This is a genomic window from Corallococcus sp. AB018 (assembly GCF_003986945.1).
In the GTDB taxonomy this organism is placed as follows: domain Bacteria; phylum Myxococcota; class Myxococcia; order Myxococcales; family Myxococcaceae; genus Corallococcus; species Corallococcus exiguus.
This window is the reverse complement of the sequence record NZ_RAWR01000168.1, coordinates 1-24,375: the sequence shown is the minus strand read 5'-3', so window position 1 is coordinate 24,375 and position 24,375 is coordinate 1. Positions and strand designations below refer to the sequence as shown.

Here is a 24,375-nt window from a genome sequence, read left to right as displayed (position 1 = left end):
GGCACAGGGTGGGCGTGGCGGGGACGTTCTTCAGCGCGCTGGCGGACGTGGATTGCAGCATCGCGGCCATCGCGCAGGGGTCGAGCGAGCGGAGCATCTCCGCGGTGATTTCGCGCGAGGACGGGCCGCGTGCAATGGCACACGTGCACCGCAAGGCCTTTGGCACCACGGAGGTGGTGGAGCTGCTGGTGGCGGGCGTGGGCACGGTGGGCGGGGAGCTGTTGCGACAGATTCATCAGCAGGCGCCGAAGCTGCGGGCGCATGGGTTGGATTTGCGGGTGTGTGCCATTGCCAACAGCAGACACAGCCTGGTGGCGCCGGAGGGCGTGGCGCTGGACGGATGGAAGGCGCGGCTGGAGGCGAGCGAGTCTAGTTTCACGCTGGACACGTTCCGAGCGTGGGCGAAGGCGCGGCGTCCGGGCCGGCCCATCTTCGTGGACTGCACGAGCAGCGAGGACGTGGCGCTGGGGTATCCGGCGTTGATGGCGTCCGGGCTGCATGTGGTGACGGCGAACAAGAAAGCCAATGCGGGGCGGCAGGAGCACTGGAAGGCGCTGCGGGAGACGGCGGTGCGGCACCAGCGGAGGTTCCTCTACGAGACGAACGTGGGGGCGGGGCTGCCGGTCATCGACACGTTGAAGAACATGCTGCGCACAGGAGACACGGTGCACCGGGTGGAGGGCATCCTGTCCGGTTCGCTGTCGTTCATCCTGGGGCTGACGGAGGCCGGGGTGCCGCTGTCGAAGGCGGTGGGCACGGCGATGGAGAAGGGCTTCACGGAGCCGGATCCGCGCGACGACCTGGAGGGCACGGACGTGGCGCGCAAGGTGCTCATCCTCGCGCGAGAGCTGGGGCGGTCGCTGGAGCTGGAGGAGGTGGCGCTGGCGTCGCTGTTGCCGGAGGAGTTCGACGCGAAGGGGCCGCTGCCGGAGTTCCTGGCGCGGCTGCCGCAGGCGGACGAGATCTTCCAGCGGAGGGTGGACGCGCACCGGAAGGAAGGGAAGGTGCTGCGCTACGTGGGCAGCGTGGGACCGGAGGGCGTGCGCGTGGGCCTGGTACCGGTGCCGCTGGAGCATCCGCTGGCGGCGGTGAAGGGCGGAGAGAACGCGCTGAGCTTCTTGTCGGAGCGGTACAGCCCCACGCCGCTGGTGATTCGAGGGTATGGCGCGGGCGCGGCGGTGACGGCGGCGGGGGTGCTCGCGGATGTGTTGCGATTGGTGGAGGGGCCGTTGCCCTGAGCGTGGGTGTTGTGGCTTGCGGCGTGCGCGTCCAGCACGCCGCTTCTGTTTCACTCCCGGATGTCTTCGGCGGCTCGTGTGACCAGGATTTCCTGGAGCATCCCAGGAAGGCGGACGAGGCCGTGGTGCGTGAAGACGCAGTGGCCCGCGTTGGGGGTATAGCCCTCGGCGGTGATTCGTCCGTCTTCGACGGTGAAGTAGCCGATGATGTCCTCTGGGGGCACACGCTCCCCACCCGGAGGCAGCCGTTGATCCGAGATGTAGAGCCACCCCTTGCCGATGCGTTGTGCCTCGGCCTGGGCGGCTGGATCGGCTGGAGCGCACTCGCGGACGACCTGGTGGAGAAGTGCCACGAAGGCTGGGTTCACCTCGAAGCCATCGGGCCCTCCGTGAGGGTCATGCAGCGTTCCCGCGATCGCGTGTAGGGGGAGTCCTCCAGCCAGGAATCGCTCTGGCGGCAGCACGGAGATGACCCTCGAAGTCACCCGCTGCTCCTTGCTCTTCTTCCCGAATAGCGACTTCCAGAAGCCCATGGGCTGACGCTACCACTGTGGCGGGGACGCACGGGTCTATGACTAGGCTTTTCCGTCATGAGGAAAAGCCTGACGTTCTGTGCGCTGATGCTGTGGATGGCGGCGTGCGCGTCCAGCACGCCGCTCCAGCAGCGGTGGGACGAAGCTGAGACGGAGTGCGGTGACGCGAGCGCGGACGCCTGTGTGACCCTGGTCTGTGGTGACACGGCCTGCGGCTTCTTCCGGTGCGAGGATGTGCCCGGGGAGGTGGTGCTGGCGCGTGGACTGCCACCTCGGCCTCCACCCGTGGCCGTGGCTCCCGCGCCGGGAAGCGGGCCCCGGCGCAACTGGGGCGGCAGCATGGGGCTGCCGGGTGATCCGGAACCGGTGATGGTGTTCCCCTGGTACGGGACCCCGAAGCCCGTGCCTCCTCAGCGGCAGCTACCGGCGGGCAAGTTCGAGAAGCACCACATCTTCCCGCAGGCGCGGGACCTTGCGGAGTGGTTCAAGAGAAAGGAGATCGATATCCACCAGTACACGATCCCCATTCCCGTCCACGTTCACCGGCGTATTCACAGCAATGGGCCCAGCGGAGGCATGTGGAATCAGGCTTGGCGTGAGTTCAAGGACGCAAACGAACTCGCTCCCCCTCAAGAAATCTTCAAACATGCGGGCGAGCTCATCTATCGCTTCAAACTCCTGGGTGGTCCCATCCAGCAGTACAACTGAGCGCTCTCCATCCGAGGCCTGCCGGTCCATGCCCCCCTTCTTCTGGTTGCGCGACGACGAAGCCGCCACCTCCCGTTACAGCGGGGACTTTGATGCCGCGCACAAGTGGGGACTCCCAGGCATCAAGAATTGCCCGGGGTGCGGCCTGACATGGGGTGGATCAGGGCGTCAATACCCCGCCGTGGACCTTTCGCTCATCCCCGAGCATCGGGAATTCGAGGAGGCCCGAGCCGAGCCGTTTCATGAGTTCGTCCGTCTCCAGGAAATGGTGCGCCCACTGGTGCCACCGGATGCATCGCTTCCTCCCGGCACAAGCTTCGGTCCGCTCACGGGCACTGCGTCCGGTCAGTTCGGGCCGTTCACCTGGCAGGGGACCTCGCTGATGCTCATCCGCCGCGACGCACTCGACGGCCTCCAGGCCGCCGGCGTTCGTGGGCTGCTGGGCTGCAAGACGGAGCTGCGGTTCCGGCAGAAGACGCCTCCGGACATTCTCGAGCTCCAGATCGAACCACACGGTCTCCTGCACCGCGACTGCCTTCCTCCCGACCTGGCGTCGCCCTGTCCCACCTGCGGACGACAGGGCTTCCGTCGTCCGGACGATCCCATCCTCGACGGTGCTTCGCTGCCCACGGACAGAGACCTGTTCCGCTTGGACAACTTCAGCACCATGATCATCGGCACGGACCGCTTCAAGGACGCGGTGGAGCAGGGCGGTTGGACCGGCATCTCCTTCCGTGAGCTCCCGGTCCGTTCCTGAAGTCCTACGCTGTCCGTCGTGAAGACAACCGCTGGGGAAAACGCTCCTCGATCCCGGGAAGGAACAGGGACCGCCCGGCACGTGAGGCTTCCACAGCCTGACGAAAGTGGAGGTCGCCGTGCTGGCCGAAGAGACAGTCCTCCACGAGGACGGAGCCCTCGACGAAGATCCGGGCTCCGTTGCCGGATGACAGCGTTCGGGCATGAAGGTCTCCGCGGATGATGACAAGCCCGGGAAGGGAGTCGAGGGTCGTTGCGTTGCCCAGGTCTTCAAGCCTGACGTTGGTCACAGGAACGCCGGATATGAGTAGGTTTTGCCGCCATGCGAAAGATTCTGACGTTGGCGGCCCTGACGCTGTGGATGGCGGCGTGCGCGTCCAGCACGCCGCTCCAGCAGCGCTGGGATGAAGCTGAAGCGGAGTGCGCTGACGCGAGCAGCGACGCCTGTGTGACCCTGGTCTGTGGGGACACGGAGTGCGGCTTCTTCCGGTGCGAGGACGTGCCGGGGGAGGTGGTGTTGGCGCGGGGTCTGCCACCCCGGCCGCCACCTGTGGCCGTGGCTCCCGCGCCGGGAAGCGGGCCCCGGCGCAACTGGGGCGGCAGCATGGGGCTGCCGGGTGATCCGGAACCCGTGATGGTGTTCCCCTGGTACGGCAACCCCAAGCCCGTGCCTCCTCAGCGGCGATTGCCGGCGGGCAAGTTCGAGAAGCACCACATCTTCCCGCAGGCGCGGGACCTTGCTGAGTGGTTCAAGGAAAGGGGCGTCGACATCCACCAGTACACGATCCCCATCCCCGTACACGTCCACCGGCGCATCCACAGCAATGGGCCCAAGGGAGGCATGTGGAACGAGGCCTGGCGTGACTTCAAAGAAGAGAATCGAGGCGCTTCACCACCGGAAATCTTCCGGCATGCCGGAGAGCTCATCTATCGCTTCCAGCTTCTGGGCGGTCCCATTCAGCAGTACAACTGATCTTCAAACGAATCCCACAGCACATGTCCCTCTTCTACTGGATGCGCAACGACAAGGTGGCGGCAGCACGCTATAGCGCGGACTTCGACGCAGGACATAAGTGGGGACTGCCGGGTCTCAAGAACTGCCCGGGGTGTGGCGCTACCTGGTCTGAGGCGGGACACGAGTATCCGGCCGTGGATCTCTCGCTCATCCCCGAGCATGCGGAATTCGAAGAGCATCGACCTGAACCCCTTCACGAGTTCCTGCGTCTTCAGGCCCTGGTGCGGCCACTGGCCCCGCCCCATGCCGAGCTCCCTCCCGGAACGAAATTCGGTCCACTCGAAGGCCGCGCCTTCGGTCAGTTCGGTCCCTTCACGTGGTTGGGGAATTCGCTGATGCTCATCCGCCGCGACGCACTCGACGGCCTCCAGGCTGCGGGCGTTCGTGGGCTGCTGGGCTGCAAGACGGAGCTGCGGTTCCGGCAGAAGACGCCTCCGGACATTCTCGAACTCCAGATCGAACCACACGGTCTCCTGCACCGCGACTGCCTTCCTCCCGACCTGGCGCCACCCTGTCCCACCTGCGGACGACAGGCCTTCCGCCGTCCGGACGATCCCATCCTCGACGGTGCTTCGCTGCCCACGGACAGGGACCTGTTCCGCGTCGGCAACTTCAGCACCATGATCATCGGCACGGACCGCTTCAAGGACGCGGTGGAGCAGGGCGATTGGACCGGCATCTCCTTCCGTGAGCTGCCCGTGCGTTCCTGAAGTCCTACGCTGTCCGTCGTGAAGGCAGTCTCTGGGCGAAGCGCTCCTCGACCCCGGGAAGGAACAGCGACTGACCGGCACGTGCGGCTTCCACGGCCTGACGGAAGTGGAGGTCGCCGTGCTGGCCGAAGAGACAGTCCTCCACGAGGACGGAGCCCTCGACGAAGATCCGGGCTCCGTTGCCGGATGACAGCGTTCGGGCATGAAGGTCTCCGCGGATGATGACAAGCCCGGGAAGGGAGTCGAGGGTCGTTGCGTTGCCCAGGTCTTCAAGCCTGACGTTGGTCACAGGAACGCCGGATATGAGTAGGTTTTGCCGCCATGCGAAAGATTCTGACGTTGGCGGCCCTGACGTTGTGGATGGCGGCGTGCGCGTCCAGCACGCCGCTCCAGCAGCGGTGGGATGAAGCTGAAGCGGAGTGCGCTGACGCGAGCAGCGACGCCTGTGTGACCCTGGTCTGTGGGGACACGGCGTGCGGCTTCTTCCGGTGCGAGGACGTGCCGGAGGAGGTGGTGTTGGTGCGGGGACTGCCGCCCAGGCCGCCACCTGTGGCCGTGGCTCCCGCGCCGGGAAGTGGGCCCCGGCGTAACTGGGGCGGCAGCATGGGGCTGCCGGGCGACCCGGAACCCGTGATGGTGTTCCCCTGGTACGGGACCCCCAAGCTCGTGCCTCCTCAGCGGCAGCTGCCTGCGGGCAAGTTCGAGAAGCACCACATCTTCCCGCAGGCCCCGGACCTTGCTGCGTGGTTCAAGCTCAAGGGGATCGACATCCACCAGTACACGATCCCCATCCCCGTGCATGTCCACCGGCGTATCCACAGCGATGCTCCCAAGGGGGGCTTGTGGAACAAGGCTTGGCGTGAGTTCCGGAATACGAACGGAGGCGCTCCCGCAGAGGAAATCTTCAAGCATGCCGGGGAGCTGATCTACCGATTCCAACTGCTGGGTGGTCCCATCCAGCAGTACAACTGAGCCTTCACCCATCCGAGGCTTGACGGTCCATGCCCCCCTTCTTCTGGCTCCGTGACGACGAAGCAGCCACATCCCGTTACAGCGGAGACTTCGATGCCACGCACAAATGGTTCCTGCCCGGCATCAAGGATTGTCCTGGATGCGGCGTGACCTCGGCTGGATGGGGACGTCAGTACCCCGCCGTGGACCTTTCACTCATCCCTGAGCATCGGGAATTCGAGGAGCCCCGAGCCGAGCCGTTCCACGAGTTCGTCCGTCTCCGGGAGCTGGTGCGCCCGCTGGTGCCACCCAATACATCGCTTCCTCCCGGAACAAGCTTCGGTCCGCTCACGGGCACTGCGTCCGGTCAGTTCGGGCCGTTCACCTGGCAGGGAACCTCGTTGATGATCATCCGCCGCGACGCACTCGACAGTCTCCAGGCCGCCGGCGTTCGTGGGCTGCTGGGCTGCAAGACGGAGCTGCGGTTCCGGCAGAAGACGCCTCCGGACATTCTCGAACTCCAGATCGAACCACACGGCCTCCTGCACCGCGACTGCCTTCCTCCGGGCCTGGCGCCGCCCTGTCCCACCTGCGGACATCAGTACTTTCGTCGTCCGGACGATCCCATCCTCGACGGTGCTTCGCTGCCCACGGACAGAGACCTGTTCCGCTTGGACAACTTCAGCACCATGATCATCGGCACGGACCGCTTCAAGGACGCGGTGGAGCAGGGCGGTTGGACCGGCATCTCCTTCCGTGAGCTCCCGGTCCGTTCCTGAAGTCCTACGCTGTCCGTCGTGAAGACAACCGCTGGGGAAAACGCTCCTCGATCCCGGGAAGGAACAGGGACCGCCCGGCACGTGAGGCTTCCACAGCCTGACGAAAGTGGAGGTCGCCGTGCTGGCCGAAGAGACAGTCCTCCACGAGGACGGAGCCCTCGACGAAGATCCGGGCTCCGTTGCCGGATGACAGCGTTCGGGCATGAAGGTCTCCGCGGATGATGACAAGCCCGGGAAGGGAGTCGAGGGTCGTTGCGTTGCCCAGGTCTTCAAGCCTGACGTTGGTCACAGGAACGCCGGATATGAGTAGGTTTTGCCGCCATGCGAAAGATTCTGACGTTGGCGGCCCTGACGCTGTGGATGGCGGCGTGCGCGTCCAGCACGCCGCTCCAGCAGCGGTGGGATGAAGCTGAAGCGGAGTGCGCTGACGCGAGCAGCGACGCCTGTGTGACCCTGGTCTGTGGGGACACGGAGTGCGGCTTCTTCCGGTGCGAGGACGTGCCGGGGGAGGTGGTGTTGGCGCGGGGTCTGCCACCCCGGCCGCCACCTGTGGCCGTGGCTCCCGCGCCGGGAAGCGGGCCCCGGCGCAACTGGGGCGGCAGCATGGGGCTGCCGGGTGATCCGGAACCCGTGATGGTGTTCCCCTGGTACGGCAACCCCAAGCCCGTGCCTCCTCAGCGGCGATTGCCGGCGGGCAAGTTCGAGAAGCACCACATCTTCCCGCAGGCCCCGGACCTTGCCGCGTGGTTCAAGGAGCGAGGCGTCGATATCCATCAGTACACGATCCCCATTCCCGTGCACGTCCACCGGCGCATCCACAGCAATGGGCCCAACGGGGGCATGTGGAATGAGGCCTGGCGCGAGTTCAGCTTGGCGAACAGGTTCGCCAAGCCTCCAGAGATCTTCAAACACGCTGGGGAACTCATCTATCGGTTTCAGCTGTTGGGTGGTCCCATCCAGCGGTACAACTGACCTCCGGTGATTTGACTCCAGAGACCATGACCCGCTTCTTTGAGCTTCGTCGCGACAAAGCAATCTGGAACCCCTCCAGCGGGGACTTCGATGCCGCACCGAAGTGGGGCCTGCCTGGCATCAAGGAGTGCCCGGGATGTGGCGCCACCTGGTCCACCTGGGGAGACCATTACCCCGCAGTAGACCTGTCGGACCTTCCCGAGCGAGGCGAGTTCGAAGAACCCCGGCCTGAACCCTTCCACGAGTTCGCACGTCTCCGGGAGCTGGTGCGCCCGCTGGCCCCCCCCGGTTCCGAGCTTGCCCCCGGAACGAAGTTCGGCCCGCTGGTAGGCCGTGCATGGGGGCAGTTCGCTCCCTTCTCGGGTCTGGAAAGATGTTGGATCCTCGTGCGCCGTGACGCCTTCGACAGCCTCCAGGCAGCCGGCATCCGAGGCCTTCTCGGCTGCAATACGGAGCTGCGGTTCCGTCAGAAAACACCTCCGGAAGTCCTCGAGCTCCAACTCGAACTGCGCGGCCGGATGCACCGCGACTGCCTTCCCCCGGACCTGGAACCGCCTTGTCCCACCTGTGGACGCGTGGGCCTTCGCCTCCCGGAGGACCTCCTCCTCGACGCGGCCTCCCTGCCCTCGGACATCGACCTCTTCCGCCTGGGCGACTACAGCACCGTCCTCATCGGCACGGACCGCTTCAAGGACGCGGTGGAGCAGGGCGGTTGGACCGGCATCTCCTTCCGCGAGCTTCCGGTCCGTTCCTGAGGGACCAGTCACTTGATGGTGCGGATCGCCTTGTCCGTGGCCTTCAGGTCGAACGCTTCAGGGTCGAAGGAGCCGCCAACCCACTCCAGCAGTTCATCGTGATCTTCGTGCTCCGGATCTTGAAGCGCCTCGAGCAGGTCTTCATAGCCAGGGACACCGCCGCAGTCGTCGGGCGGAGCAGCACGTGCTCCGGCGGTGCATGTGGGGTAGCGCTTGCCGGCTTCAGGAGGCTGCACCTTCTTGACACGAATGCGGTGCACCCAGTCGTCACCGAAGTCGTAGATGTAGCCAAAGACACTGCGAGCCCGAGGGCCGAGATCCGCGACGGTGTACTTGCGTTCATCCAACAGCGGGGGACCGCCAAGACTGAAGTCGTCGGCACCCCCGTCGACCAGATCTCCATACTGCTGCCGTGAGCTGTCCTCGAACAGGTGCATGTGGCTGTTGGTCCAGCCGAAGGATGCTTGCAGGATGTCGTGCAACTTCGAGAGCGGAGTGTCACTTCGTACTTGAAGCTCTCGCCAGACCGCAGGCGCGATATCGACCAACTCGACGTGCAGCACGTGGATCGATGGTGTGGCAGCCGTTTTCTTTCGAGTGGCCATGAGTGGAGTCCTCTTTTCCATCCCTTTCATCAACGAGAAATTCTCTGAGTGCTCGGGGAATTGAACGCGTTGAGAATGACACGGTCAATTAGGCTTCTCCGCCATGAGGAAAAGCCTGACGTTCCTGGCCCTGACGCTGTGGATGGCAGCGTGCGCGTCCAGCACGCCGCTCCAGCAGCGCTGGGATGAAGCTGAAGCGGAGTGCGCTGACGCGAGCAGCGACGCCTGTGTGACCCTGGTCTGTGGGGACACGGAGTGCGGCTTCTTCCGGTGCGAGGACGTACCTGGGGAGATAGTGCTGGCGCGGGGTCTGCCGCCCCGGCCTCCACCCGTGGCGGTGGCTCCCGCTCCGGGAAGCGGGCCCCGGCGCAACTGGGGCGGCAGCATGGGCCTGCCGGGTGATGTGGAACCCGTGATGGTGTTCCCCTGGCACGGGACCCCCAAGCCCGTGCCTCCTCAGCGGCGATTGCCGGCGGGCAAGTTCGAGAAGCACCACATCTTCCTGCAGGCGCGGGACCTTGCTGAGTGGTTCAAGGAAAGGGGCGTCGACATCCACCAGTACACGATCCCCATCCCCGTGCACGTCCACCGGCGCATCCATAGCAACGGTCCCAAGGGAGGCATGTGGAACGAGGCCTGGCGTGACTTCAAACGGAAGAACAATGGCGCCCAGGCTGAGGAGATCTTCAAACACGCCGGGGAGCTCATCTACCGCTTCCAGCTTTTGGGCGGCCCCATCGAGAAGTACAACTGATCACCCATGACTCGATTCTTCGACCTTCGCCACGACAAGACCGTCAACTTCCGCCGCAACGGTCTCGTCGAGGCCACGCATAAATGGGGGTTGCCAGGCCTGAAGAACTGTCCGGGATGTGGAGCCACCTGGGGCACCTCTGCTCAGTTCTATCCAGCAGTCGACCTGTCCGAACTGCCAGAGAGGGCAGCGTTCGAGGAGCCTCGAGCAGAGCCTCTCTCCGAACTCATCCGTCTTCGTGAGTTGGTGCGTCCCCTGGTGCCACCCGACACACAACTTCCACCTGCCACCCACTTCGGCCCGCTGGTAGGCCGCGCCTCTGGTCAGTTCGAAGGCTTCGTCGGACTTGAGGATTGTCTGATCGTCTTGCGGCGCGACACGCTCGAAGCCCTCCAGGCAGCCGGCATCCGAGGCCTTCTCGGCTGCAAGACGGAGCTGCGGTTCCGTCAGAAAACACCTCCGGACATCCTCGAGCTCCAACTCGAACTGCGCGGCCGGATGCACCGCGACTGCCTTCCCCCGGACCTGGAACCGCCTTGTCCCACCTGTGGACGCGTGGGCCTTCGCCTCCCGGAGGACCTCCTCCTCGACGCGGCATCCCTGCCCTCGGACATCGACCTCTTCCGCCTGGGCGACTACAGCACCGTCCTCATCGGCACGGACCGCTTCAAGGACGCGGTGGAGCAGGGCGGTTGGACCGGCATCTCCTTCCGGGAGCTCCCGGTCCGCTGAAACCCTCAACCCACGGCAGGGAAGGGCGGTGGCTCCACCACCACCTCCATGGGCAGGTTCTCCTTCTCCGCGATCCACTTCACCCACAGCTTCGGACGCGCGGTCGTGTCGCGGTGCTTGGGCCGCTCCAGCCGGATGGACAGCCAGTTGCGGTCCCGCAGGTACAGCTCCTTGCCCACCGGCAACAGCTCCGTCTGCAGGAACCCTGGCAGGTCCTCTCGGGAGTCCTCCGACAACGCCAGCATCCCCTTGAACGCGAGCCACCCCGGCGGCGGATGCACGATGGGCGAAGACGTCGCCTGTTCGATGAACACCTCCCCCACCGTCCCCAGCGCGGGCACTAGGTGGTCCGGGTTGCGTGAACGCACGCGCGCCCTCGCTCCGACGTGCACGTCCCCCGACAACACCGTCACCGCGCAGTAGGACTTCTTCGCCAGCGAGAACAGGTTCATCAACAACCGCGTGCGCTCGCCCCGGTGCACCGAGGATTCCCACTGGTCCAACAGGTCGTCGCGCAGCTCGATGCCCCCTCCGCTCATCCGCTCCATCGCCGGACCGAAGCGCAAGTGCACCAGCGGCACTGACGACACCACCAACACGTGCCTCGCCTTCTTGCCGTTCTCCGGCCGCTGGCGGTGCTCCTCGCGCCATGCGTCGAAGGCGTCCCACTGTGACCGGCTCATCACCGTGAACTCGGTCTGCGGATGCGCGTCTCCGGTGTCCAGCACCCGGCTGGTCCGGCCGCTCCTCAGGTCCAGCAACACCACGTCCAGGTCGCAGTCCGCCGTGGAGAAACAGAACGTCTGGAAATAGTGCTGCGCGGGCTTCACCACGCCCCGGTCGTCCGGCTCGCGGGCCTTCGCCGGCTGATCCAAGAAGCCCCGCTGGAAGGCTTCGAACGCTCGCGCCGCCGCGCTGTAGAGCGCCCGATACCAGGGCGCCTGCTGCAGCTCCTCGTGCGAACCCCACCCGTCGAAGATGTCGTGGTCGTCCCACATGAACAGGCCCGGCACCCGCCGCAGCACCGGCGCGATGCCCTGGCTCCCGCCCCACCGCTCCCGGTAGAGCCAGACGTATTCCGCGAACAACTTCTCCGAAAGCCCGTCCGGCACCGGCAGCTTCAACCGCTCCGACCGGGGCAACTTCATGAACGCGTTCAACACATCCATCGTGTTGTGCAACGAGTCCGCGTAGAGCTGATCGCCTCCCCCGAGCAGCAGCTGGAAGCCCGGCGTCTTCGCCGGATCCGCCGGGTCCTGCTGATGCTGTTGCAGCATCCGCTCCCATAGGGCGAAGGGCTGCGCCAGGTTGCTCCAATCACTCGCACGGCTGGCGCCGTTGCAGGAGAAGAACGCGATGATCGGCGACACGCCCTTCGCGGGCACGACGACGTCGGACACCACCAGCGGCTCCGGCGGGACGACCTTCGAGGACCACGGCCGGTCAGCTCGTGGCTGCGGACGCTCGAAGGTCACCGGCACGCCGGGCGTGTCTGTCGATTCGAAGTGATAGGACAGCCGCTGCGCCACGTCCGTGCGCGGCAGGATGACCTCCCAACGCCACACCACGCCCCGGGTGTCCTTGGGCAGGGCGGTGAGGTCCGCGGCGGCCTTCACCTCGTCGAAGGCGGCGACCCGCTTGCCCTTCGCGTCCCTGAAACACAGCCTCAACGCCGGAGGCTTCTTCGCCGACGTGCTGTCCAGGAACACGTTGACGAAGAAGCTCCACACGTCGTGGGACTTCGGGTCCGGCGTGGCCTGCGCTCGGGCGTACAGGATGGGTCCCAGCAAGAGCTTCATGCGGAAAGCCTTGCATGGACACCCCCTCCCGTCGACGAAGGCGCCTCACCCCTTCGGCGGAGGCACCGCGAGCGGCTGGTACGTGCCGAAGCTCCAGACGTTCCCCTCGGGGTCCAGCGCGCTGAAGTCCCGCGAGCCGTAGTCCGTGTCGTGCAACTCCATCGCGATGGCCGCGCCCGCCGCCTTCGCTCGCGCGTACAGCGCATCCGGGTCCGTCACCACCACGTAGATGCCCTGGTTCTTCAGGGGCACGTCCTTCGACGCGGCCATCTTCAGCCGGCCGCCCTCCGCGCCGCCGAACATCACGAGCCCGTGGCCCAGCGTCAGCTCCACGTGGGCGATGGCGCCGTCAGGCTTGCGGTAGACGACCCGCTCCTCGCAGCCGAAGGCCTGCTTCAGGAAGCGCAGGGCGGACTCGGGGTCGGCGTAGTGGACGAAGGGATACAGGCTGGGCAGGGACATGGTGTGATTTCCTTTCACCACGCATCCTGCCCATCCACCCCCGGCCTTTCTTGGACGGATTTTACCTACGCGCCGGATTCGAACCCGCCCGCGTCCGGAAGCGCACGCCGCAGGAGCGCGGACGGCGGCCCGCCGGTGAACTGGCGGAAGTCCCGGTTCAGGTGCGCCTGGTCGAAATAGCCCAGCTCCAGCGCCAACTCCGCCCAGCGCACCGGGCCTCCGGATTTGATCCGCTCCACCGCCCGGTCGAAGCGCAACAGGCGCGCCAGCCTTCGCGGAGGCAGCCCCACCTGTTCGTGGAACTGGTGGATGAGGTGCTTGTGGCTGTGGCCCAGCTCGGTCGCCAGCGTGGCGATGTCCACCTGACCTCCCGTCCGCTGGATGCGCTCCACCGCCCACTTCACGCCCGCGTCCACCGCGGGGCCCCGCTCCGCGCGCTGGAGCAGGAACGCGTCCGCGATGGCGAAGCGCGTCGCCCAGTCCCGCGCCTCCGCCAGGGACTCCACCAGCCGCCGCGCCTCCCAGCCCCACAGGTCCTCCAGGCCCGTCACCCGGTGGGCCAGCTCGTGCATGGGCAGGCCGAAGAGGCGCCTGGCCCCCAGCGGCGTGAGGTTCACCTGGAGCCCGTGGGACTCGCCGTTGTGCTCGGTGGTGCTCCAGCGCTCGTCCAGCCCCGCGACGAAGCCGGAGCGATGCCGCGTCACCTGGCCCGCGTCGTCCAGGTGCTTCAGCAGCGGACCGAACTCCAGGATGAGCACCACCTGCACGCCGGGCAGCTCCTGCCGGCGCATGGGCTGGGGCATGGCCTCGCGAAAGCCGCAGTAGTCCCGGATGAGCGGCGCCAGCGCCGGGGGCGGCGTGGCCAGCGCCATCTCCCAGCCGCCCCGCTCGGACGCGTGGCGCACCACGCGGATGCGATGCATGCGGCGCAGGTTACTTCGAAACCTTGCGCAGGAAGTCCAGCAGGGCCGCGTGCCACTTCTCCGGCGACTCGAAGTGGGGGATGTGGCCCACGTTCGGGATCTCCACCAGCGTGGCGCCCGGGATGGCCGCGGCGGTCTTCTTCCCCAGCGCCGGGTACTGCCCCAGCTTCGGCAGCAGCGCGGGCGGCACGCTGCCCTTGCCCACCACCGTGCGGTCCTCCTGACCAATCACCACCAGCGCGGGCACCTTCACCAACGGAAACTCGTGCACCACCGGCTGCTCGTAGATCATCGTCTGCGTGGCGGCGGACACCCAGGCCAGGCGCGGGTACTCACCGCTGAGCGTCTGGCGGTAGAGGACCTGGACGTATTCGTCGTACTCGGGCTTCCACTTCACGTAGTAGCCGCGCTGGTACTTGCGCAGCCCCTCCTCCGTGGCCTTCAGGTTCTCCTGGTAGAGGTCCTCGGTGGACTTCCAGGGGACGGACTCGCGGTAGTCCTCCAGGCCGATGGGGTTCTCCAGCACCAGCTGCGTCGTCACCTCCGGGTACATCAGCGCGAAGCGCGTCGCGAGCATGCCGCCCATGCTGTGACCCACCACCACGGCCTGCTTCACGCCCACTTCATCCAGCACCTGCTTCGTCAGCGACGCCAGCGTGTGGAAGCTGTACGCGATGGCCGGCTTGGACGACTTGCCGAAGCCAATCTGATCCGGCACCACGACGCGGTAGCCCGCGCCGGTGAGGACGCGGATGGTGTCCTTCCAGTACGCGCCGAAGAAGTTCTTGCCGTGCAGCAGCACCACCGTGCGCCCGTTCGCGTTGCCCGTGGGCTTCACGTCCATGTACGCCATGCGCAGGTCCTGGCCCTCCAGCTTCACGGGCAGGAACTGCACGGGGGCAGGGTAGGGGTAGCCCTCCATGCCCAGGCCCAGCGCCTCCGGAGCGCGCTTGGGCTCCTGTGCGTTCGCGGCGGGCGCGGAGAGGAGCAGGGCGGACAGGAGCAGGGCGGGGACGCGAACGGACGACATGGGGCTCCTTCGGAACGGGACGCGAGGGAACGGCAGTCTGGCCGCGACATTCCCCCGCGTCGCGGATTTCAGAACGCCCCGCCCTCCCGAAGGTTGATGCCGAACTCCAGATAACCCTTGAGGCAGAGCATCATGTGCATCCAGCCACCTGCGTTGTCGTAGGACGCCTTGATGCCCTTCTCATCCGGCTTCCATCCGGACTCGCTGATCTTCACCATCGTGTTGCTTGCGTCCAACGGCACGAAGCGCATCTCCACGCGCGTGTTGTAGCTGTCGTCCGCGGGCCACTCGAAGACGATGCGCTCGTTGGGAATCACCTCGCGCGTGATGACGTCGAACTCGCCCGGCGCCTCCGCGAAGCTCCACTTCACCGTGGTGCCCTGCGCCAGCGGACCGCTGCTCGTCTTCACGAAGTAGCCGCTCAGCTTCGTGGGGTTCACCACCGCCTCGAACACCTGCGCCACCGGCTTGCGGATCTTCAACTGCACCTGGAACTTCGGCTCCATGGGGCACCCCTGGTCGTGAACTGGTCCTGCCCGCAAATAGGTTATATAAATATAACATGTCAAGGAGCGACCAGGACGACCTCATCTTCAAGGCGCTGGCGGACTCGCGCCGGCGGGCCATCCTGGACCTGTTGAAGGACGCGCCCCGGACCACCGGGGAGCTGTGCGAGCACTTCGAGAAGACCCTGGACCGCTGCACCGTGATGCAGCACCTCAAGGTCCTGGAGAAGGCGGAGCTGGTGCTGTCCCACAAGGAGGGACGCACGCGGTGGAACCACCTCAACGCGGCGCCCATCCAGGACATCCACTCGCGGTGGATCAGCTCCTACGCCACCCACGCGGTGAAGCTGCTGACGAAGCTGAAGCGGGACCTGGAGGAGGACTGACTGTGCGTCAGTGAGAGCTGTCGGAGAACGGCTGGACGTCCGCCGGGGCCAGGGCCAGGGGCTCGTTCTCGAAGCGCGCGGGCTTGAGCAGGCGCGTGGTGAGCACCAGCGCGAGGAAGACGGCGCTGCTCCCGATGGTCACGAAGCGCAGGTGCATGCGGTCCGCCAGCGCGCCCTGGAACCAGACGCCCAGCGAATAGCCCGCGCCCAGCACCATGCTGTAGAGGCTGCCCATGCGGGCCTGGAGCTCACGCGGCACGCGGCCCTGGCAGGACGCGCTCAGGCTGCTCATCAGGATGAGGTAGTTGGCGCCGAGGAAGAAGATGCACACCGCCGCCACCTGGAGCGTGGGCGCCAGCCAGTACACGCCCGACAGCACCGCGATGGTCGTCGCCGAGTAGCCGCGCAGCTTGCGCTGCCCGCAGAGCTCCGCGAGCGTGCCCACGCACAGCGCCGCCGTCACCGCGCCCGCGCCCTGGCACGTCACCAGCAGCGACGTGGCCGCGGCGCCCTGGCCCAGCTCACGGATGGCGAACACCGGCACCAGGCCGATGAAGGGCGCCACCAGCGCGGCCACGAAGAAGGTGGCCACCAGCACCAGCGAGATGTCCTCGTCGTCGCGCGCCACGGTGATGCCGCGGCGGATGCCATCCCAGAGCGGCTCGCGCTTCACGGACGGGTCCCGCGCCGGTGGCACCACGCGCCACAGCGCCACCAGCACCGCGAAGAAGGACAGCGTGTTCGCGAGCAGCGCCCACGCGGGCCCGCCCGCCTGAAACACCACCGCGGCCAGCGTGGGCCCCATGATGCGGCCCAGGTTGAACTGCGCCGAGTTGAGGCTGGTGGACAGGTGCAGGTCTTCCGGCGGCACCAGCTCCGCCAGCAGCGCGGAGAAGGCCGGATAGGTGAGCGTGCTCACGCACCCGTTGAGGAACGAGATGACGCCGATGACGGACACCGACAGCTGCCCGCGGAACGCCAGCACCGTCAGCACGGCCGCGAGCGCCGCCTGCAGCAGCGCGCCCAGCCCCGCGTACGCGCGACGGTCGAAGCGATCCGCCAACGCGCCGCCCACCGGCGCCAGCACCACCGCGGGCAGGAAGGACAGCGCGACGATGGCGCCCGTCCACTCCGCGCGGCCGGTGGTCTGCGTGACGTACACGCCCATCGCCACCGTCTCCATCCAGGTGCCGATGTTGGAGATGAGCGCGCCCAGCCACACGGCGAAATAGCCGGGGTATTCGAAGGGGCGCAGCGAAGTCAGTCGTGGGAGTCGATGGGCAGGCACGTCGAAGGCTGTCTTAGCGCACGCCGCCCACGCATGCCTTGCACGGCGCGGCACCCTTGGAGGCGCAATGAAGCGCACGCCAGCCCAGGCAGCAGCCCGGCTTCAACAAAGCACGCATTCCCTGACGGTGATGCGCGATGCGTGACACACAAAACACCCGCGGAGGCCGTGGCTTCCGTGGGTGCGGGTGCGGCGTTGTCGTGAAGGCTCGGCGTTACGGCGCGGTGCTGGAGGCCGTGATGGGCGACTTGCGCGGAGAGAGGCGGCCGTCGTCGGCGATGCGGGCGCCCGTGTCGGGGAAGTCCTCGGTGGTGAGCTTGCGCACCAGCGAGACGACGTTGGCGGCCGGGTCCGGCTGCGTGATGCCTTCGCCCATCTGCTTCGTGGGGAGGATGCGGCCGTTGGAGAAGCCGCCACGGCTGTCCAGCTCCACCTCCAGGATCATGCCCAGGCCCTGCGGACCCTTGAGGTTGAAGCGGCCGTAGGTGGCGAAGTTGCCCATGGAGTAGGCGATGAGACGGCCCTGGTAGAACTCCATGGCGCGCGCGACGTGCGGACCGTGGCCGAGCACCAGGTGCGCGCCCGCGTCCACCACCGCGTGGGTGAAGACGCGCAGGTCGCCGCGGTCCTCGCCGAAGAACATCTCCTTGCCGGCGGGGACGTGCAGGGCCTTGCCGCCCTCCGCGCCGCCGTGGAAGGAGACGATGACGATGTCGTGCGTGGCGGCGGTCTGCTTCACCAGCGCGGTGGCGGTGGGCAGGTTGTTGAGGTGGTTGCAGCCCGCGGACGTGTGGAAGGCCACGAGCCCAATCTTCAGCCCGTTGCGCTCCACGGTGGCCACGCTGCCCGGCGGACCGCTCCAGGCGATGCCCAGCGCGTCCAGCGTGGACTCGGTGGCGCGGCGGCACTCCTCGCCGAAGTCGCCGGAGTGGTTGTTCGCGGTGGAGACCACGTCCACGCCGGCCTGCTTCAGGTAATCGCCGAAGGAGGTGGGGGAGCGGAACGCGTAGCAGTTCGCGGGCGAGCGGCACTTGGTGGTTTTGCCGGTGTCGCAGAGCGGCCCTTCCAGGTTCACGAAGGTGAGGTCCGCGTCCTCCAGCAGGGGACGCACGGCCGCGATGACGCTGCCGCCGCCCTCGGGGGGCAGGTAGCCCTCCGGCACGGTGGTGCCGAGCATCAGGTCACCCGCGGCGCGGATGCGCAGCTTCGCGCCCGGCGGCGGGGGAGGGCGGGGCGTGCTGTCCACGGGCTGCGCGAGCTTCGCCTGGAGCGCGGCCTGGTTGCGGGCCTGCGTCAGCGCGCCCTCCAGGTCCGGCTGGTTGGGATTGAGCGTGCGCACCTGCGTCCACTGCGTGAGGGAATCCGCCCAGAGGCCCTCGACGGAGTAGGCCCAGCCGAGCTCCCAGCGGCAGTCGGCGCGGGACGGCGCGGCCTGCACGCACGCGGACAGCTCCGCGATGGCGGTGCGCGAGTCCTTGGACTGGAGGGCGGCGACGCCCCGGGCGTAGTGCTCGTCCGGGTTGCCCACGGTGGCGAGACCGGACGCGGAGGCCTTGCCGTGCATCGTGATGGCGGCGGCGCGCAGGGCACCGAGGCTGGCCTCCACGGCGATGCGGCCTGCTTCGGAGAGGGATTCTGTCTGGCTTTGCGCGGCGCCCGTGGCCGGCACCGTGTTCGACTCGCGGGGCGGCGTCGGGATGGACTCGGCGACGCCCGCGGGCATCCGCACGGAGACAGGCGTCTCGGAGTCATTGGGACGGTTCCGCGTGGCGGCCGTCACGGACGCGAGCCCCGCCACATCCAGCTGCCGCGTCACCCGCGAGGTCCCCATCGCCCCTCGCACGGAGGCCATGCCCGCGGCTTCCAGCCGCCCGGTGCTCGCATCCCGGATGACGGAGCGCACGGAGGCCACGCCCGCCGCGGTGAGGCGCGCGGTGCTGGAGGACTCGGCTGTGGAGAAGTTGGGGACGGACGCGGCGGGCGCGGCGAGCGCCAGCATCAGCAGGACGGACGGGGGGGCCATGGCCCGCGCATCTTACGGGATGAAGCGGGGGCAGGGGCGCCACCGGCGTGCCCGGTTCGCTGGCAGCCGGGCAGGCGACACCCCTACACCCCTTGAAGGCCCTGGCCCCGGCTACCCGAGCGCGTCGAGCAGCACCGAGCCCCTGCGCTGACGCGGCAGCAGCCGGAAGTGCCTCAGCTCCCGGCGCTTCACCCGGCGCTCCAGCGCGCTGTGCAGGGACAGCCGCCCCGGCCCGCGCATCAGCGTCCCCAGCGCGATGGCGATGAGCGCCACGTTGAACTCGTAGCCGCCCTGGGTGATGTCGAAGCCGTTCTTCCTGTGCACCTTCGCGATGGCCATCGCCTGCGTGACGATGACCGACACCGCCGTGAAGCGCGTCGCGATGCCCAGGATGGAGCTCACCCCGGCCACCAGCTCCGTGATGCCCGTGGCCAGCAGCCACGGCTTGCCGGGCTTGATGCCCAGCTGCTCGAACATGCCCGCTTGCTCCTCGATGCCTTCCTTCTTCAGCTTCGCCAGGCCGTGATGAATCATCGTCGCGCCCAGCGACAGGCGCGGCGGCAGCAACGCGGCCGACTTCAGCAGCGACGGTTGTTCGTTGAGCATCGTCACGTTCATGGGGCTCTCCTCGTCGGGACGCGGACGTCCGGTAGGTGAAGTGCCCCTTACGTTGTGACGCATCCGCCCATCCGGCCCCGACGCTCGCAGGGCCCGACGCTCAGCGTCCGGGCACTCAACCCCCGTTCCGCTCCGCCAGCGGCACGTCCATCAGCGCCGCCACCTCCGCGCTGTAGCCGCCGGGTCCCTCGCCATGGACGATGAGCGGCGCACGCACCGACAGGCCCCGGTCCTGGTCCCGCAGTGCCTGCACCAGGAAGCGCGTGGCCGGCGCATCCACCCGCGCGTGCACGGAGCGCAGCACCCGGGGGAACAACCGCGCGCCCGCGAGCACTCCCAGCACCTCCGCCAGCCGCGCCGCCGGATACACCAGGCTCACGCCGCCACCGGGCCGCAGCGCATGCCGCGCCGCCGCGACCACGGACGGCGCATCGCACGCCACCTCCGACTTGGACACGGCCCGCTCCGCGTCCGGGCTCACCACGCCCGCCTCGGCCCGGCGGAACGGCGGGTTGGACACCACCTGCCCAAAGGCCCCGGCCGCGAACAGCGACCGCGCCTGCCGCAGGTCCCCGAGCACCGGCCGCACCCGGCCCTCGCACCCGTTGAGCGCCACCGCGCGCGTCAGCCGTTCGTGCACCGCGGGCTGCAACTCCAGCGCATCCACCGGACCCGCGACGCCGAACTGCTTCACCAGCAGCAGCGACACCACGCCGCTGCCCGCGCCCAGTTCCAGCACGGGCCCGGGCAGGTCACCGCCCTCCGTGGCCGCGAAGTGAGCCAGCAGCACCGCGTCCAACGTGAAGCGGTAGCCCGTGCGGCGCTGGAATACGCGCACGTCCGCGGTGCCAATGGAGTCCAGCGTCTCGCCGTCCTCCAGCCTGACGGGCCCCACGGTCAGCGCGCGCCGTGCATCCGCTCGGCGACGTCCAGCACGCGCGCCTCGCAGGAGACGCCGTCCAGGTGGCTGGCCTCCACCAGGCCCGTGGGGCTGGTGACGTTCACCTCCGTGAGGTAGTCGCCCAGCACGTCGATGCCCACCAGCGTCAGCCCCTTCTCCTGGAGCGACGGCTTGAGGCGCTTGCAAATGAGCAGGTCGCGCTCGGTGATGTCCGCCTTCATCGGCGTGCCGCCCGCGGCCATGTTGCCCCGGTGGTCCGCGTCCGACGGCACGCGCAGCACCGCGCCCACCGGGTCTCCGTCCACCAGGATGATGCGCTTGTCGCCCAGACGGCTCTCCGGCACGTACGCCTGCGCGAGGATGGGCTCCTTCCCGCCCTGCGTGAGCAGCTCCACCATGGAGCGCGCGTTGCGGTCCCCCGGCGCGAGGAACAGGATGCCCTTGCCCCCGAACCCGTCGATGGGCTTCAGGATGGTGCCCTGCGCGTTCTTCGCCGCGAACTCCAGCACCACGGACAGCTCGCGCGTGACGCGCGTCTCCGGCATCAGGTCCGGGAAGTTCAGCGTGAAGAGCTTCTCGTTCGCGTCGCGGATGCCGGACGGGTTGTTGATGAAGATGGGGGCGCGGTCCGGACACAGCTCCACCAGCTGCGTGGCGTGCAGATAGTCCGCGTCCACCGGCGGGTCCTTGCGCAGGAAGAGCACGTCCAGCTTCGACAGCGGACGCACGTCCTCGCTCAGCACGTCGAAGTGGTGCCCCACCTCACGCCGCACCCGGACCCGGCGCATGCGCGCCTCCGAGCACCGGCCGTTGAAGCGCAACCACCCCTGTTCGAAGTAGTAGACGTCGTGCCCCCGCCGCTGTGCCTCCAGCATCAGCGAGAACGTCGTGTCGTGGTCCACCCGCACGCTCTCGAGCGGGTCCATCAGGAAGCCTAGGGAGAGGGCCATGAAGGGCGGAAGATAGCGGACGCCCTCCGCCCGTGCCGCTCCTTCGAGCATGCCTTCGTCCACGCCGGAACGGACGCGGGCCCTCAGCGGCCCGGCAGCTCCCTCAGCTTGAGGTTGAGGCGCACGGGCTTGCCCGTCTCCACCGGCACGGCGAGCACGCGGCGCTTCTTGTCCTCGCCCACCAGAATCAGCTCCGCCTGTCCCACCGGCAGGGAGCGCTTCACCAGCGGCGCGCGGCCCAGGGACTTGTTGTTGAGGAAGATCTCCGCGGGCTCGTCCAGGAAGAGCGTCACCTCGCCCTTGCCCTTGCCCTTGCGGCTGCCCCGGTTGGTGGTGACCTCGTCCCGGTCGTTGTCCCGGTCCTTCGCGCCTGCCCGGTCGCGGTCCTTGTCCCTGGTGTCGCGGTCCTTGGTGTCGCGATCCTTGTCCTTGTCCGGCTCCACGACGGCCACGTCTCCGCCGGGCACGGGGGCGTTGGGCGGCAGGATGGGGACCATGGCGCCCAGGCCCATGGGTGGGGGAGGGGGCGCCTTCTCCTCGGCCTCCAGCAGCTGGGTGAGCCGGAACGCGCCGTAGGCCAGGCCCAGGAACAGCGACAGCGACATGAGCGCCCACACCCTGCCCAGCTTCGAGCGCTTCACCGGGGGCGCGGTCTCGTCGCTGCCGGGGCCTTCCGCGCGAATCTTCGCGATCTCCGCCTTCTTGCGCGCCTCCACCACGCTGAGCGCGGTGGCCTTGCGCTCCGGCAGGTAGGGGCCGTCATCCTTCTGGAGCGCCCGCTTCGCCGACGCCAGCACCTGGCTGCTCGTGGTGACGTCCGCGCTCTCCAGCAGGGAGCGCGTGGCCGCCATGCGCTCCGCGAACAGGCTCTTCATGAGCGCGGCGCGCTGGTCCGCGTCCATCAGCTTGCCGCCAGCCACCTTCTCGATGGCGCGCGCCATGTCCCGCCCGGACGGGTAGCGGCGGTCCACGTTGCGCTCCAGCGCGCGCATCACCACGCGGGAGATGTCCTCGGAGACGTGCGGCAGCAGCACCGACGGCCACGGGATGGCGTCCTCGAGGATCTTCACCATCTCGTCGCGCTCGGTCTTGCCCGCGAAGAGCCGCTCGCCGGTGATGAGCTCGTGCATCACCACGCCCACGGAGAACAGGTCGCTGCGGCCGTCGAGCGAATCGCCGCGCACCTGCTCCGGGGACATGTACCCGGTGGTGCCCTTCACCGTGCCCACGTTGGTGCGCTCCAGGCTGTTCTTCGCCTTGGCGATACCGAAGTCGAGCAGCTTCACGGTGCCGTCGTACGTCACCATGATGTTCTTCTGCGCCACGTCGCGGTGGATGACGGGGCTCGCCTCGCCGCCAGCGGACGTGAAGGTGTGCGCGTAGTGCAGCGCCAGGCACACGTCGCGGGCCACGGACAGGGTGAAGGCCAGCGGCACCGGCTGGCGCTTCTTCATGCACGCGCTGGTCACCTGGTTGAGGTTCTGCCCGCCGATGAACTCCATGGCCAGGTAGAGCCCGTCATCCTCCTCCCCCAGGTCGAACACCTGCGCGATGTTCGGGTGGTTGAAGGCCGCGGTGATGCGCGCCTCGTCCAGGAACATGCGGACGAACTGATCATTGGAGCGCGCGTCCGGGAGGATGCGCTTGATGACCACGTACTTGCGGAAGCCGCCCGGGCCCGACGTGTAGCCCAGGAACAGCTCCGCCATGCCGCCCACGGTCAACTGCGTGAGCACCTCGTACTTCCCGATGCGCTCGCCCCGATGGAAGTCGATGAGCTCATCCTCCAGCGCCATGGAAAGAGGGCGCCCGCGTCGTGAAGAAAGCCGCCCGGACCATAACAGGGCTGTTGCATCCCGGGTCTTTCTTGCCGGTGGAACCCGCGAAGGAGGGGCCCGCATGCCAGCCCGCACGACCCCCAGGTCCCTGTGGATCACCTGTGGATGGTGTGGATGGCCCTGTGGACAACCCAGGGCACGGAAACGGCGTTGTGGATGCCCGGGGGAAACCGGCAATTTGCCCACATGTAGCAGATCGCCGATTCGTGAATGATTCCCGAAGCTTGCTGACTTTTCCCCAACTCGGCTGCCCCTACCTCTTCCACCAGTTGATCAACACTCCAATTAGACTGGTGAAAAGAAGAGGGGCCCGTGCAGAAGTCGGAAACCGACAGGCCTCCGCGGGACGACGAACGACGCGGGACAGAACGCTACATGATGGTGGCGCGAAGCCGCTCCAGCAGCCCGGGCAGTTCCTGGAGCAGTTGCCGGTCCAGGTCCTCCAGCGCGGCGCGGTGCAGGACCAGGTCCTCCGGCTCGCGGTCCGCGCTCATCATGCGATGCAGGCCGCGCAGGCGCTGGTTGCGCTGGACCAGGCGGGCCAGGGTGTCGTCCAGCTCCTCCGCGAGCGCCGAGTCCAGGCGCAGCTCGTGGCCCACCAGCTCCCGCAGCTGCTCCACGCGGTAGGTGAGCTCCCAGCTCTCCTCGTAGCCTGCGCGCCGGGGCAGCATCTGCCCATACGTCCACCGCTCGTTCACCGCGGCCTCTAGTGCGGCCGGGGCCGGGTGAGGCCCGTCAGGGACAGGCGGGTGCGCGTCGGGTCCAGCTCCACGTGCATCCGGCAGTCCGCCACGTCCAGGCGCAGGGTGTAGGGAGGACAGGCGGCCTGCCCCGAGTGGGCCTCACAGGCGAGAGCGCCCATGCGGAACAACTCGGCCAGCACCGCCCGCCGGACCTCCGCCGAAAGCCCGTCCACGGTGGACTGCACCCCCCGGGCGATGAGCACCGTGAATGCCTGCAATCCTGGAGAATCGTGCGGAGGGCCGGCCAGGGTCATACCCGCGCTGTTGCCAGAACCGTACCCTGCGACAGGCCTGTCGTTCCGGGGGGTTGGAGGGGCTCGAAGCCCTTGGGGCTGAAAAAAACTCAGTCTGGGAAGTGCCCAATCCTGAAACCCCGGGGGGTGGGGTGCAGTGGGACAGG

General features: G+C 67.7%; 26 protein-coding genes and 1 pseudogene. 12 read left to right on the top strand and 15 right to left on the bottom strand.

All coding sequences use genetic code 11. The features are described 5' to 3' along the window. Positions 1-1,238, top strand: a pseudogene (locus tag D7Y11_RS29960) (bifunctional aspartate kinase/homoserine dehydrogenase I); the annotation flags it as partial. Between the two features lie 50 nt (positions 1,239-1,288). Here D7Y11_RS29960 and D7Y11_RS29955 read toward each other — a convergent pair. Further along, positions 1,289-1,771: a hypothetical protein gene (locus D7Y11_RS29955; RefSeq protein ID WP_126935378.1), complete on the bottom strand. Its 483-nt coding sequence runs from the start codon at positions 1,769-1,771 to the stop codon at positions 1,289-1,291. A 57-nt stretch (positions 1,772-1,828) separates the two neighbouring features. Here D7Y11_RS29955 and D7Y11_RS29950 point away from each other — a divergent pair, with 57 nt between their 5' ends. From D7Y11_RS29950 to D7Y11_RS29915, 8 genes are all read left to right on the top strand, one after another. Beyond that, positions 1,829-2,479 (top strand): TIGR02269 family lipoprotein, encoded by a 651-nt coding sequence (locus D7Y11_RS29950; RefSeq protein ID WP_121755870.1) that lies wholly within the window; start codon positions 1,829-1,831, stop codon positions 2,477-2,479. 28 nt (positions 2,480-2,507) lie between these two features. Beyond that, a complete protein-coding gene (locus tag D7Y11_RS29945) occupies positions 2,508-3,236 on the top strand; it encodes a double-CXXCG motif protein (RefSeq protein WP_121755869.1) in 729 nt (242 codons plus the stop codon). 321 nt (positions 3,237-3,557) lie between these two features. Then, positions 3,558-4,208 carry a TIGR02269 family lipoprotein gene (locus D7Y11_RS29940; protein ID WP_121755868.1) on the top strand — a complete coding sequence of 217 codons (651 nt, stop codon included), beginning with the start codon at positions 3,558-3,560 and terminating at the stop codon, positions 4,206-4,208. A gap of 23 nt (positions 4,209-4,231) precedes the next feature. After that, entirely contained in the window at positions 4,232-4,960 is a 729-nt protein-coding gene (locus D7Y11_RS29935; RefSeq protein ID WP_121755867.1) for a double-CXXCG motif protein, read from the top strand. Between the two features lie 321 nt (positions 4,961-5,281). Continuing rightward, the gene (locus D7Y11_RS29930) at positions 5,282-5,932 is read left to right on the top strand and encodes a TIGR02269 family lipoprotein (RefSeq protein ID WP_121755865.1); all 651 of its coding nucleotides are present in this window, start codon (positions 5,282-5,284) and stop codon (positions 5,930-5,932) included. Positions 5,933-5,961: 29 nt separating this feature from the next. Continuing rightward, on the top strand, positions 5,962-6,690 hold the full coding sequence (locus tag D7Y11_RS29925; RefSeq protein WP_121755864.1) for a double-CXXCG motif protein: 729 nt from the start codon (positions 5,962-5,964) through the stop codon (positions 6,688-6,690). 321 nt (positions 6,691-7,011) lie between these two features. Further along, the gene (locus D7Y11_RS29920; protein ID WP_121779660.1) at positions 7,012-7,662 is read left to right on the top strand and encodes a TIGR02269 family lipoprotein; all 651 of its coding nucleotides are present in this window, start codon (positions 7,012-7,014) and stop codon (positions 7,660-7,662) included. 26 nt (positions 7,663-7,688) lie between these two features. Then, positions 7,689-8,417, top strand: coding sequence for a double-CXXCG motif protein (locus D7Y11_RS29915; protein ID WP_126935377.1), 729 nt, complete (start codon positions 7,689-7,691; stop codon positions 8,415-8,417). An 8-nt stretch (positions 8,418-8,425) separates the two neighbouring features. Here D7Y11_RS29915 and D7Y11_RS29910 read toward each other — a convergent pair whose 3' ends face one another. Further along, positions 8,426-9,022 carry a plasmid pRiA4b ORF-3 family protein gene (locus D7Y11_RS29910; RefSeq protein WP_233607429.1) on the bottom strand — a complete coding sequence of 199 codons (597 nt, stop codon included), beginning with the start codon at positions 9,020-9,022 and terminating at the stop codon, positions 8,426-8,428. Between the two features lie 103 nt (positions 9,023-9,125). Between D7Y11_RS29910 and D7Y11_RS29905 the strand changes: the two genes are divergently transcribed. Both D7Y11_RS29905 and D7Y11_RS29900 read left to right on the top strand, forming a co-directional pair. Further along, the gene (locus tag D7Y11_RS29905) at positions 9,126-9,776 is read left to right on the top strand and encodes a TIGR02269 family lipoprotein (RefSeq protein WP_126935376.1); all 651 of its coding nucleotides are present in this window, start codon (positions 9,126-9,128) and stop codon (positions 9,774-9,776) included. 6 nt (positions 9,777-9,782) lie between these two features. Beyond that, a complete protein-coding gene (locus D7Y11_RS29900; protein ID WP_126935375.1) occupies positions 9,783-10,508 on the top strand; it encodes a double-CXXCG motif protein in 726 nt (241 codons plus the stop codon). A 5-nt stretch (positions 10,509-10,513) separates the two neighbouring features. Here the strand turns inward: D7Y11_RS29900 and D7Y11_RS29895 are convergent, their stop codons facing one another. The 5 genes from D7Y11_RS29895 to D7Y11_RS29875 form a co-directional block, all read right to left on the bottom strand. Continuing rightward, positions 10,514-12,307 carry an alkaline phosphatase D family protein gene (locus D7Y11_RS29895; RefSeq protein WP_126935374.1) on the bottom strand — a complete coding sequence of 598 codons (1,794 nt, stop codon included), beginning with the start codon at positions 12,305-12,307 and terminating at the stop codon, positions 10,514-10,516. Positions 12,308-12,352: 45 nt separating this feature from the next. After that, a complete protein-coding gene (locus D7Y11_RS29890; protein ID WP_121755597.1) occupies positions 12,353-12,769 on the bottom strand; it encodes a VOC family protein in 417 nt (138 codons plus the stop codon). 65 nt (positions 12,770-12,834) lie between these two features. Beyond that, on the bottom strand, positions 12,835-13,692 hold the full coding sequence (locus tag D7Y11_RS29885; protein WP_126935373.1) for a helix-turn-helix domain-containing protein: 858 nt from the start codon (positions 13,690-13,692) through the stop codon (positions 12,835-12,837). 10 nt (positions 13,693-13,702) lie between these two features. Further along, entirely contained in the window at positions 13,703-14,722 is a 1,020-nt protein-coding gene (locus tag D7Y11_RS29880; RefSeq protein ID WP_121755599.1) for an alpha/beta fold hydrolase, read from the bottom strand. A gap of 68 nt (positions 14,723-14,790) precedes the next feature. After that, positions 14,791-15,228, bottom strand: a complete 438-nt coding sequence (locus D7Y11_RS29875; protein WP_121755600.1) for an SRPBCC domain-containing protein — start codon at positions 15,226-15,228, stop codon at positions 14,791-14,793. 56 nt (positions 15,229-15,284) lie between these two features. Here D7Y11_RS29875 and D7Y11_RS29870 point away from each other — a divergent pair, with 56 nt between their 5' ends. Then, positions 15,285-15,614, top strand: a complete 330-nt coding sequence (locus tag D7Y11_RS29870; RefSeq protein ID WP_120576151.1) for a metalloregulator ArsR/SmtB family transcription factor — start codon at positions 15,285-15,287, stop codon at positions 15,612-15,614. A gap of 7 nt (positions 15,615-15,621) precedes the next feature. On the opposite strand, the gene D7Y11_RS29865 is transcribed toward D7Y11_RS29870, so the two are convergent. The 8 genes from D7Y11_RS29865 to D7Y11_RS29830 form a co-directional block, all read right to left on the bottom strand. After that, entirely contained in the window at positions 15,622-16,902 is a 1,281-nt protein-coding gene (locus D7Y11_RS29865; protein ID WP_126935372.1) for an MFS transporter, read from the bottom strand. Positions 16,903-17,116: 214 nt separating this feature from the next. Continuing rightward, complete coding sequence (locus D7Y11_RS29860) at positions 17,117-18,925, bottom strand: CapA family protein (RefSeq protein WP_126935371.1); 1,809 nt, start codon at positions 18,923-18,925, stop codon at positions 17,117-17,119. A gap of 111 nt (positions 18,926-19,036) precedes the next feature. After that, positions 19,037-19,543: a DoxX family protein gene (locus D7Y11_RS29855; protein WP_126935370.1), complete on the bottom strand. Its 507-nt coding sequence runs from the start codon at positions 19,541-19,543 to the stop codon at positions 19,037-19,039. Between the two features lie 115 nt (positions 19,544-19,658). Then, positions 19,659-20,438 (bottom strand): tRNA1(Val) (adenine(37)-N6)-methyltransferase, encoded by a 780-nt coding sequence (locus D7Y11_RS29850; RefSeq protein WP_126935369.1) that lies wholly within the window; start codon positions 20,436-20,438, stop codon positions 19,659-19,661. Positions 20,439-20,440: 2 nt separating this feature from the next. Next, on the bottom strand, positions 20,441-21,445 hold the full coding sequence (gshB, locus tag D7Y11_RS29845) for a glutathione synthase (protein ID WP_233607428.1): 1,005 nt from the start codon (positions 21,443-21,445) through the stop codon (positions 20,441-20,443). 32 nt (positions 21,446-21,477) lie between these two features. Next, entirely contained in the window at positions 21,478-23,190 is a 1,713-nt protein-coding gene (locus D7Y11_RS29840) for a serine/threonine-protein kinase (RefSeq protein WP_120576156.1), read from the bottom strand. 413 nt (positions 23,191-23,603) lie between these two features. Further along, positions 23,604-23,930 (bottom strand): hypothetical protein, encoded by a 327-nt coding sequence (locus D7Y11_RS29835; RefSeq protein WP_233607427.1) that lies wholly within the window; start codon positions 23,928-23,930, stop codon positions 23,604-23,606. Positions 23,931-23,938: 8 nt separating this feature from the next. After that, complete coding sequence (locus D7Y11_RS29830; protein WP_233607426.1) at positions 23,939-24,193, bottom strand: hypothetical protein; 255 nt, start codon at positions 24,191-24,193, stop codon at positions 23,939-23,941. Positions 24,194-24,375 lie beyond the last annotated feature (182 nt).

Bases quoted from the DNA above. Each gene is read 5' to 3' on its own strand.
- D7Y11_RS29880 (WP_121755599.1), bottom strand. From the start codon at position 14,722: ATGTCGTCCGTTCGCGTCCCCGCCCTGCTCCTGTCCGCCCTGCTCCTC.
- gshB (WP_233607428.1), bottom strand. From the start codon at position 21,445: ATGCTCGAAGGAGCGGCACGGGCGGAGGGCGTCCGCTATCTTCCGCCC.
- D7Y11_RS29940 (WP_121755868.1), top strand. From the start codon at position 3,558: ATGCGAAAGATTCTGACGTTGGCGGCCCTGACGCTGTGGATGGCGGCG.
- D7Y11_RS29860 (WP_126935371.1), bottom strand. From the start codon at position 18,925: ATGGCCCCCCCGTCCGTCCTGCTGATGCTGGCGCTCGCCGCGCCCGCC.
- D7Y11_RS29900 (WP_126935375.1), top strand. From the start codon at position 9,783: ATGACTCGATTCTTCGACCTTCGCCACGACAAGACCGTCAACTTCCGC.
- D7Y11_RS29895 (WP_126935374.1), bottom strand. From the start codon at position 12,307: ATGAAGCTCTTGCTGGGACCCATCCTGTACGCCCGAGCGCAGGCCACG.
- D7Y11_RS29890 (WP_121755597.1), bottom strand. From the start codon at position 12,769: ATGTCCCTGCCCAGCCTGTATCCCTTCGTCCACTACGCCGACCCCGAG.
- D7Y11_RS29875 (WP_121755600.1), bottom strand. From the start codon at position 15,228: ATGGAGCCGAAGTTCCAGGTGCAGTTGAAGATCCGCAAGCCGGTGGCG.
- D7Y11_RS29955 (WP_126935378.1), bottom strand. From the start codon at position 1,771: ATGGGCTTCTGGAAGTCGCTATTCGGGAAGAAGAGCAAGGAGCAGCGG.
- D7Y11_RS29930 (WP_121755865.1), top strand. From the start codon at position 5,282: ATGCGAAAGATTCTGACGTTGGCGGCCCTGACGTTGTGGATGGCGGCG.
- D7Y11_RS29870 (WP_120576151.1), top strand. From the start codon at position 15,285: ATGTCAAGGAGCGACCAGGACGACCTCATCTTCAAGGCGCTGGCGGAC.
- D7Y11_RS29855 (WP_126935370.1), bottom strand. From the start codon at position 19,543: ATGAACGTGACGATGCTCAACGAACAACCGTCGCTGCTGAAGTCGGCC.
- D7Y11_RS29840 (WP_120576156.1), bottom strand. From the start codon at position 23,190: ATGGCGCTGGAGGATGAGCTCATCGACTTCCATCGGGGCGAGCGCATC.
- D7Y11_RS29950 (WP_121755870.1), top strand. From the start codon at position 1,829: ATGAGGAAAAGCCTGACGTTCTGTGCGCTGATGCTGTGGATGGCGGCG.
- D7Y11_RS29935 (WP_121755867.1), top strand. From the start codon at position 4,232: ATGTCCCTCTTCTACTGGATGCGCAACGACAAGGTGGCGGCAGCACGC.
- D7Y11_RS29910 (WP_233607429.1), bottom strand. From the start codon at position 9,022: ATGGCCACTCGAAAGAAAACGGCTGCCACACCATCGATCCACGTGCTG.
- D7Y11_RS29905 (WP_126935376.1), top strand. From the start codon at position 9,126: ATGAGGAAAAGCCTGACGTTCCTGGCCCTGACGCTGTGGATGGCAGCG.
- D7Y11_RS29925 (WP_121755864.1), top strand. From the start codon at position 5,962: ATGCCCCCCTTCTTCTGGCTCCGTGACGACGAAGCAGCCACATCCCGT.
- D7Y11_RS29945 (WP_121755869.1), top strand. From the start codon at position 2,508: ATGCCCCCCTTCTTCTGGTTGCGCGACGACGAAGCCGCCACCTCCCGT.
- D7Y11_RS29920 (WP_121779660.1), top strand. From the start codon at position 7,012: ATGCGAAAGATTCTGACGTTGGCGGCCCTGACGCTGTGGATGGCGGCG.
- D7Y11_RS29885 (WP_126935373.1), bottom strand. From the start codon at position 13,692: ATGCATCGCATCCGCGTGGTGCGCCACGCGTCCGAGCGGGGCGGCTGG.
- D7Y11_RS29915 (WP_126935377.1), top strand. From the start codon at position 7,689: ATGACCCGCTTCTTTGAGCTTCGTCGCGACAAAGCAATCTGGAACCCC.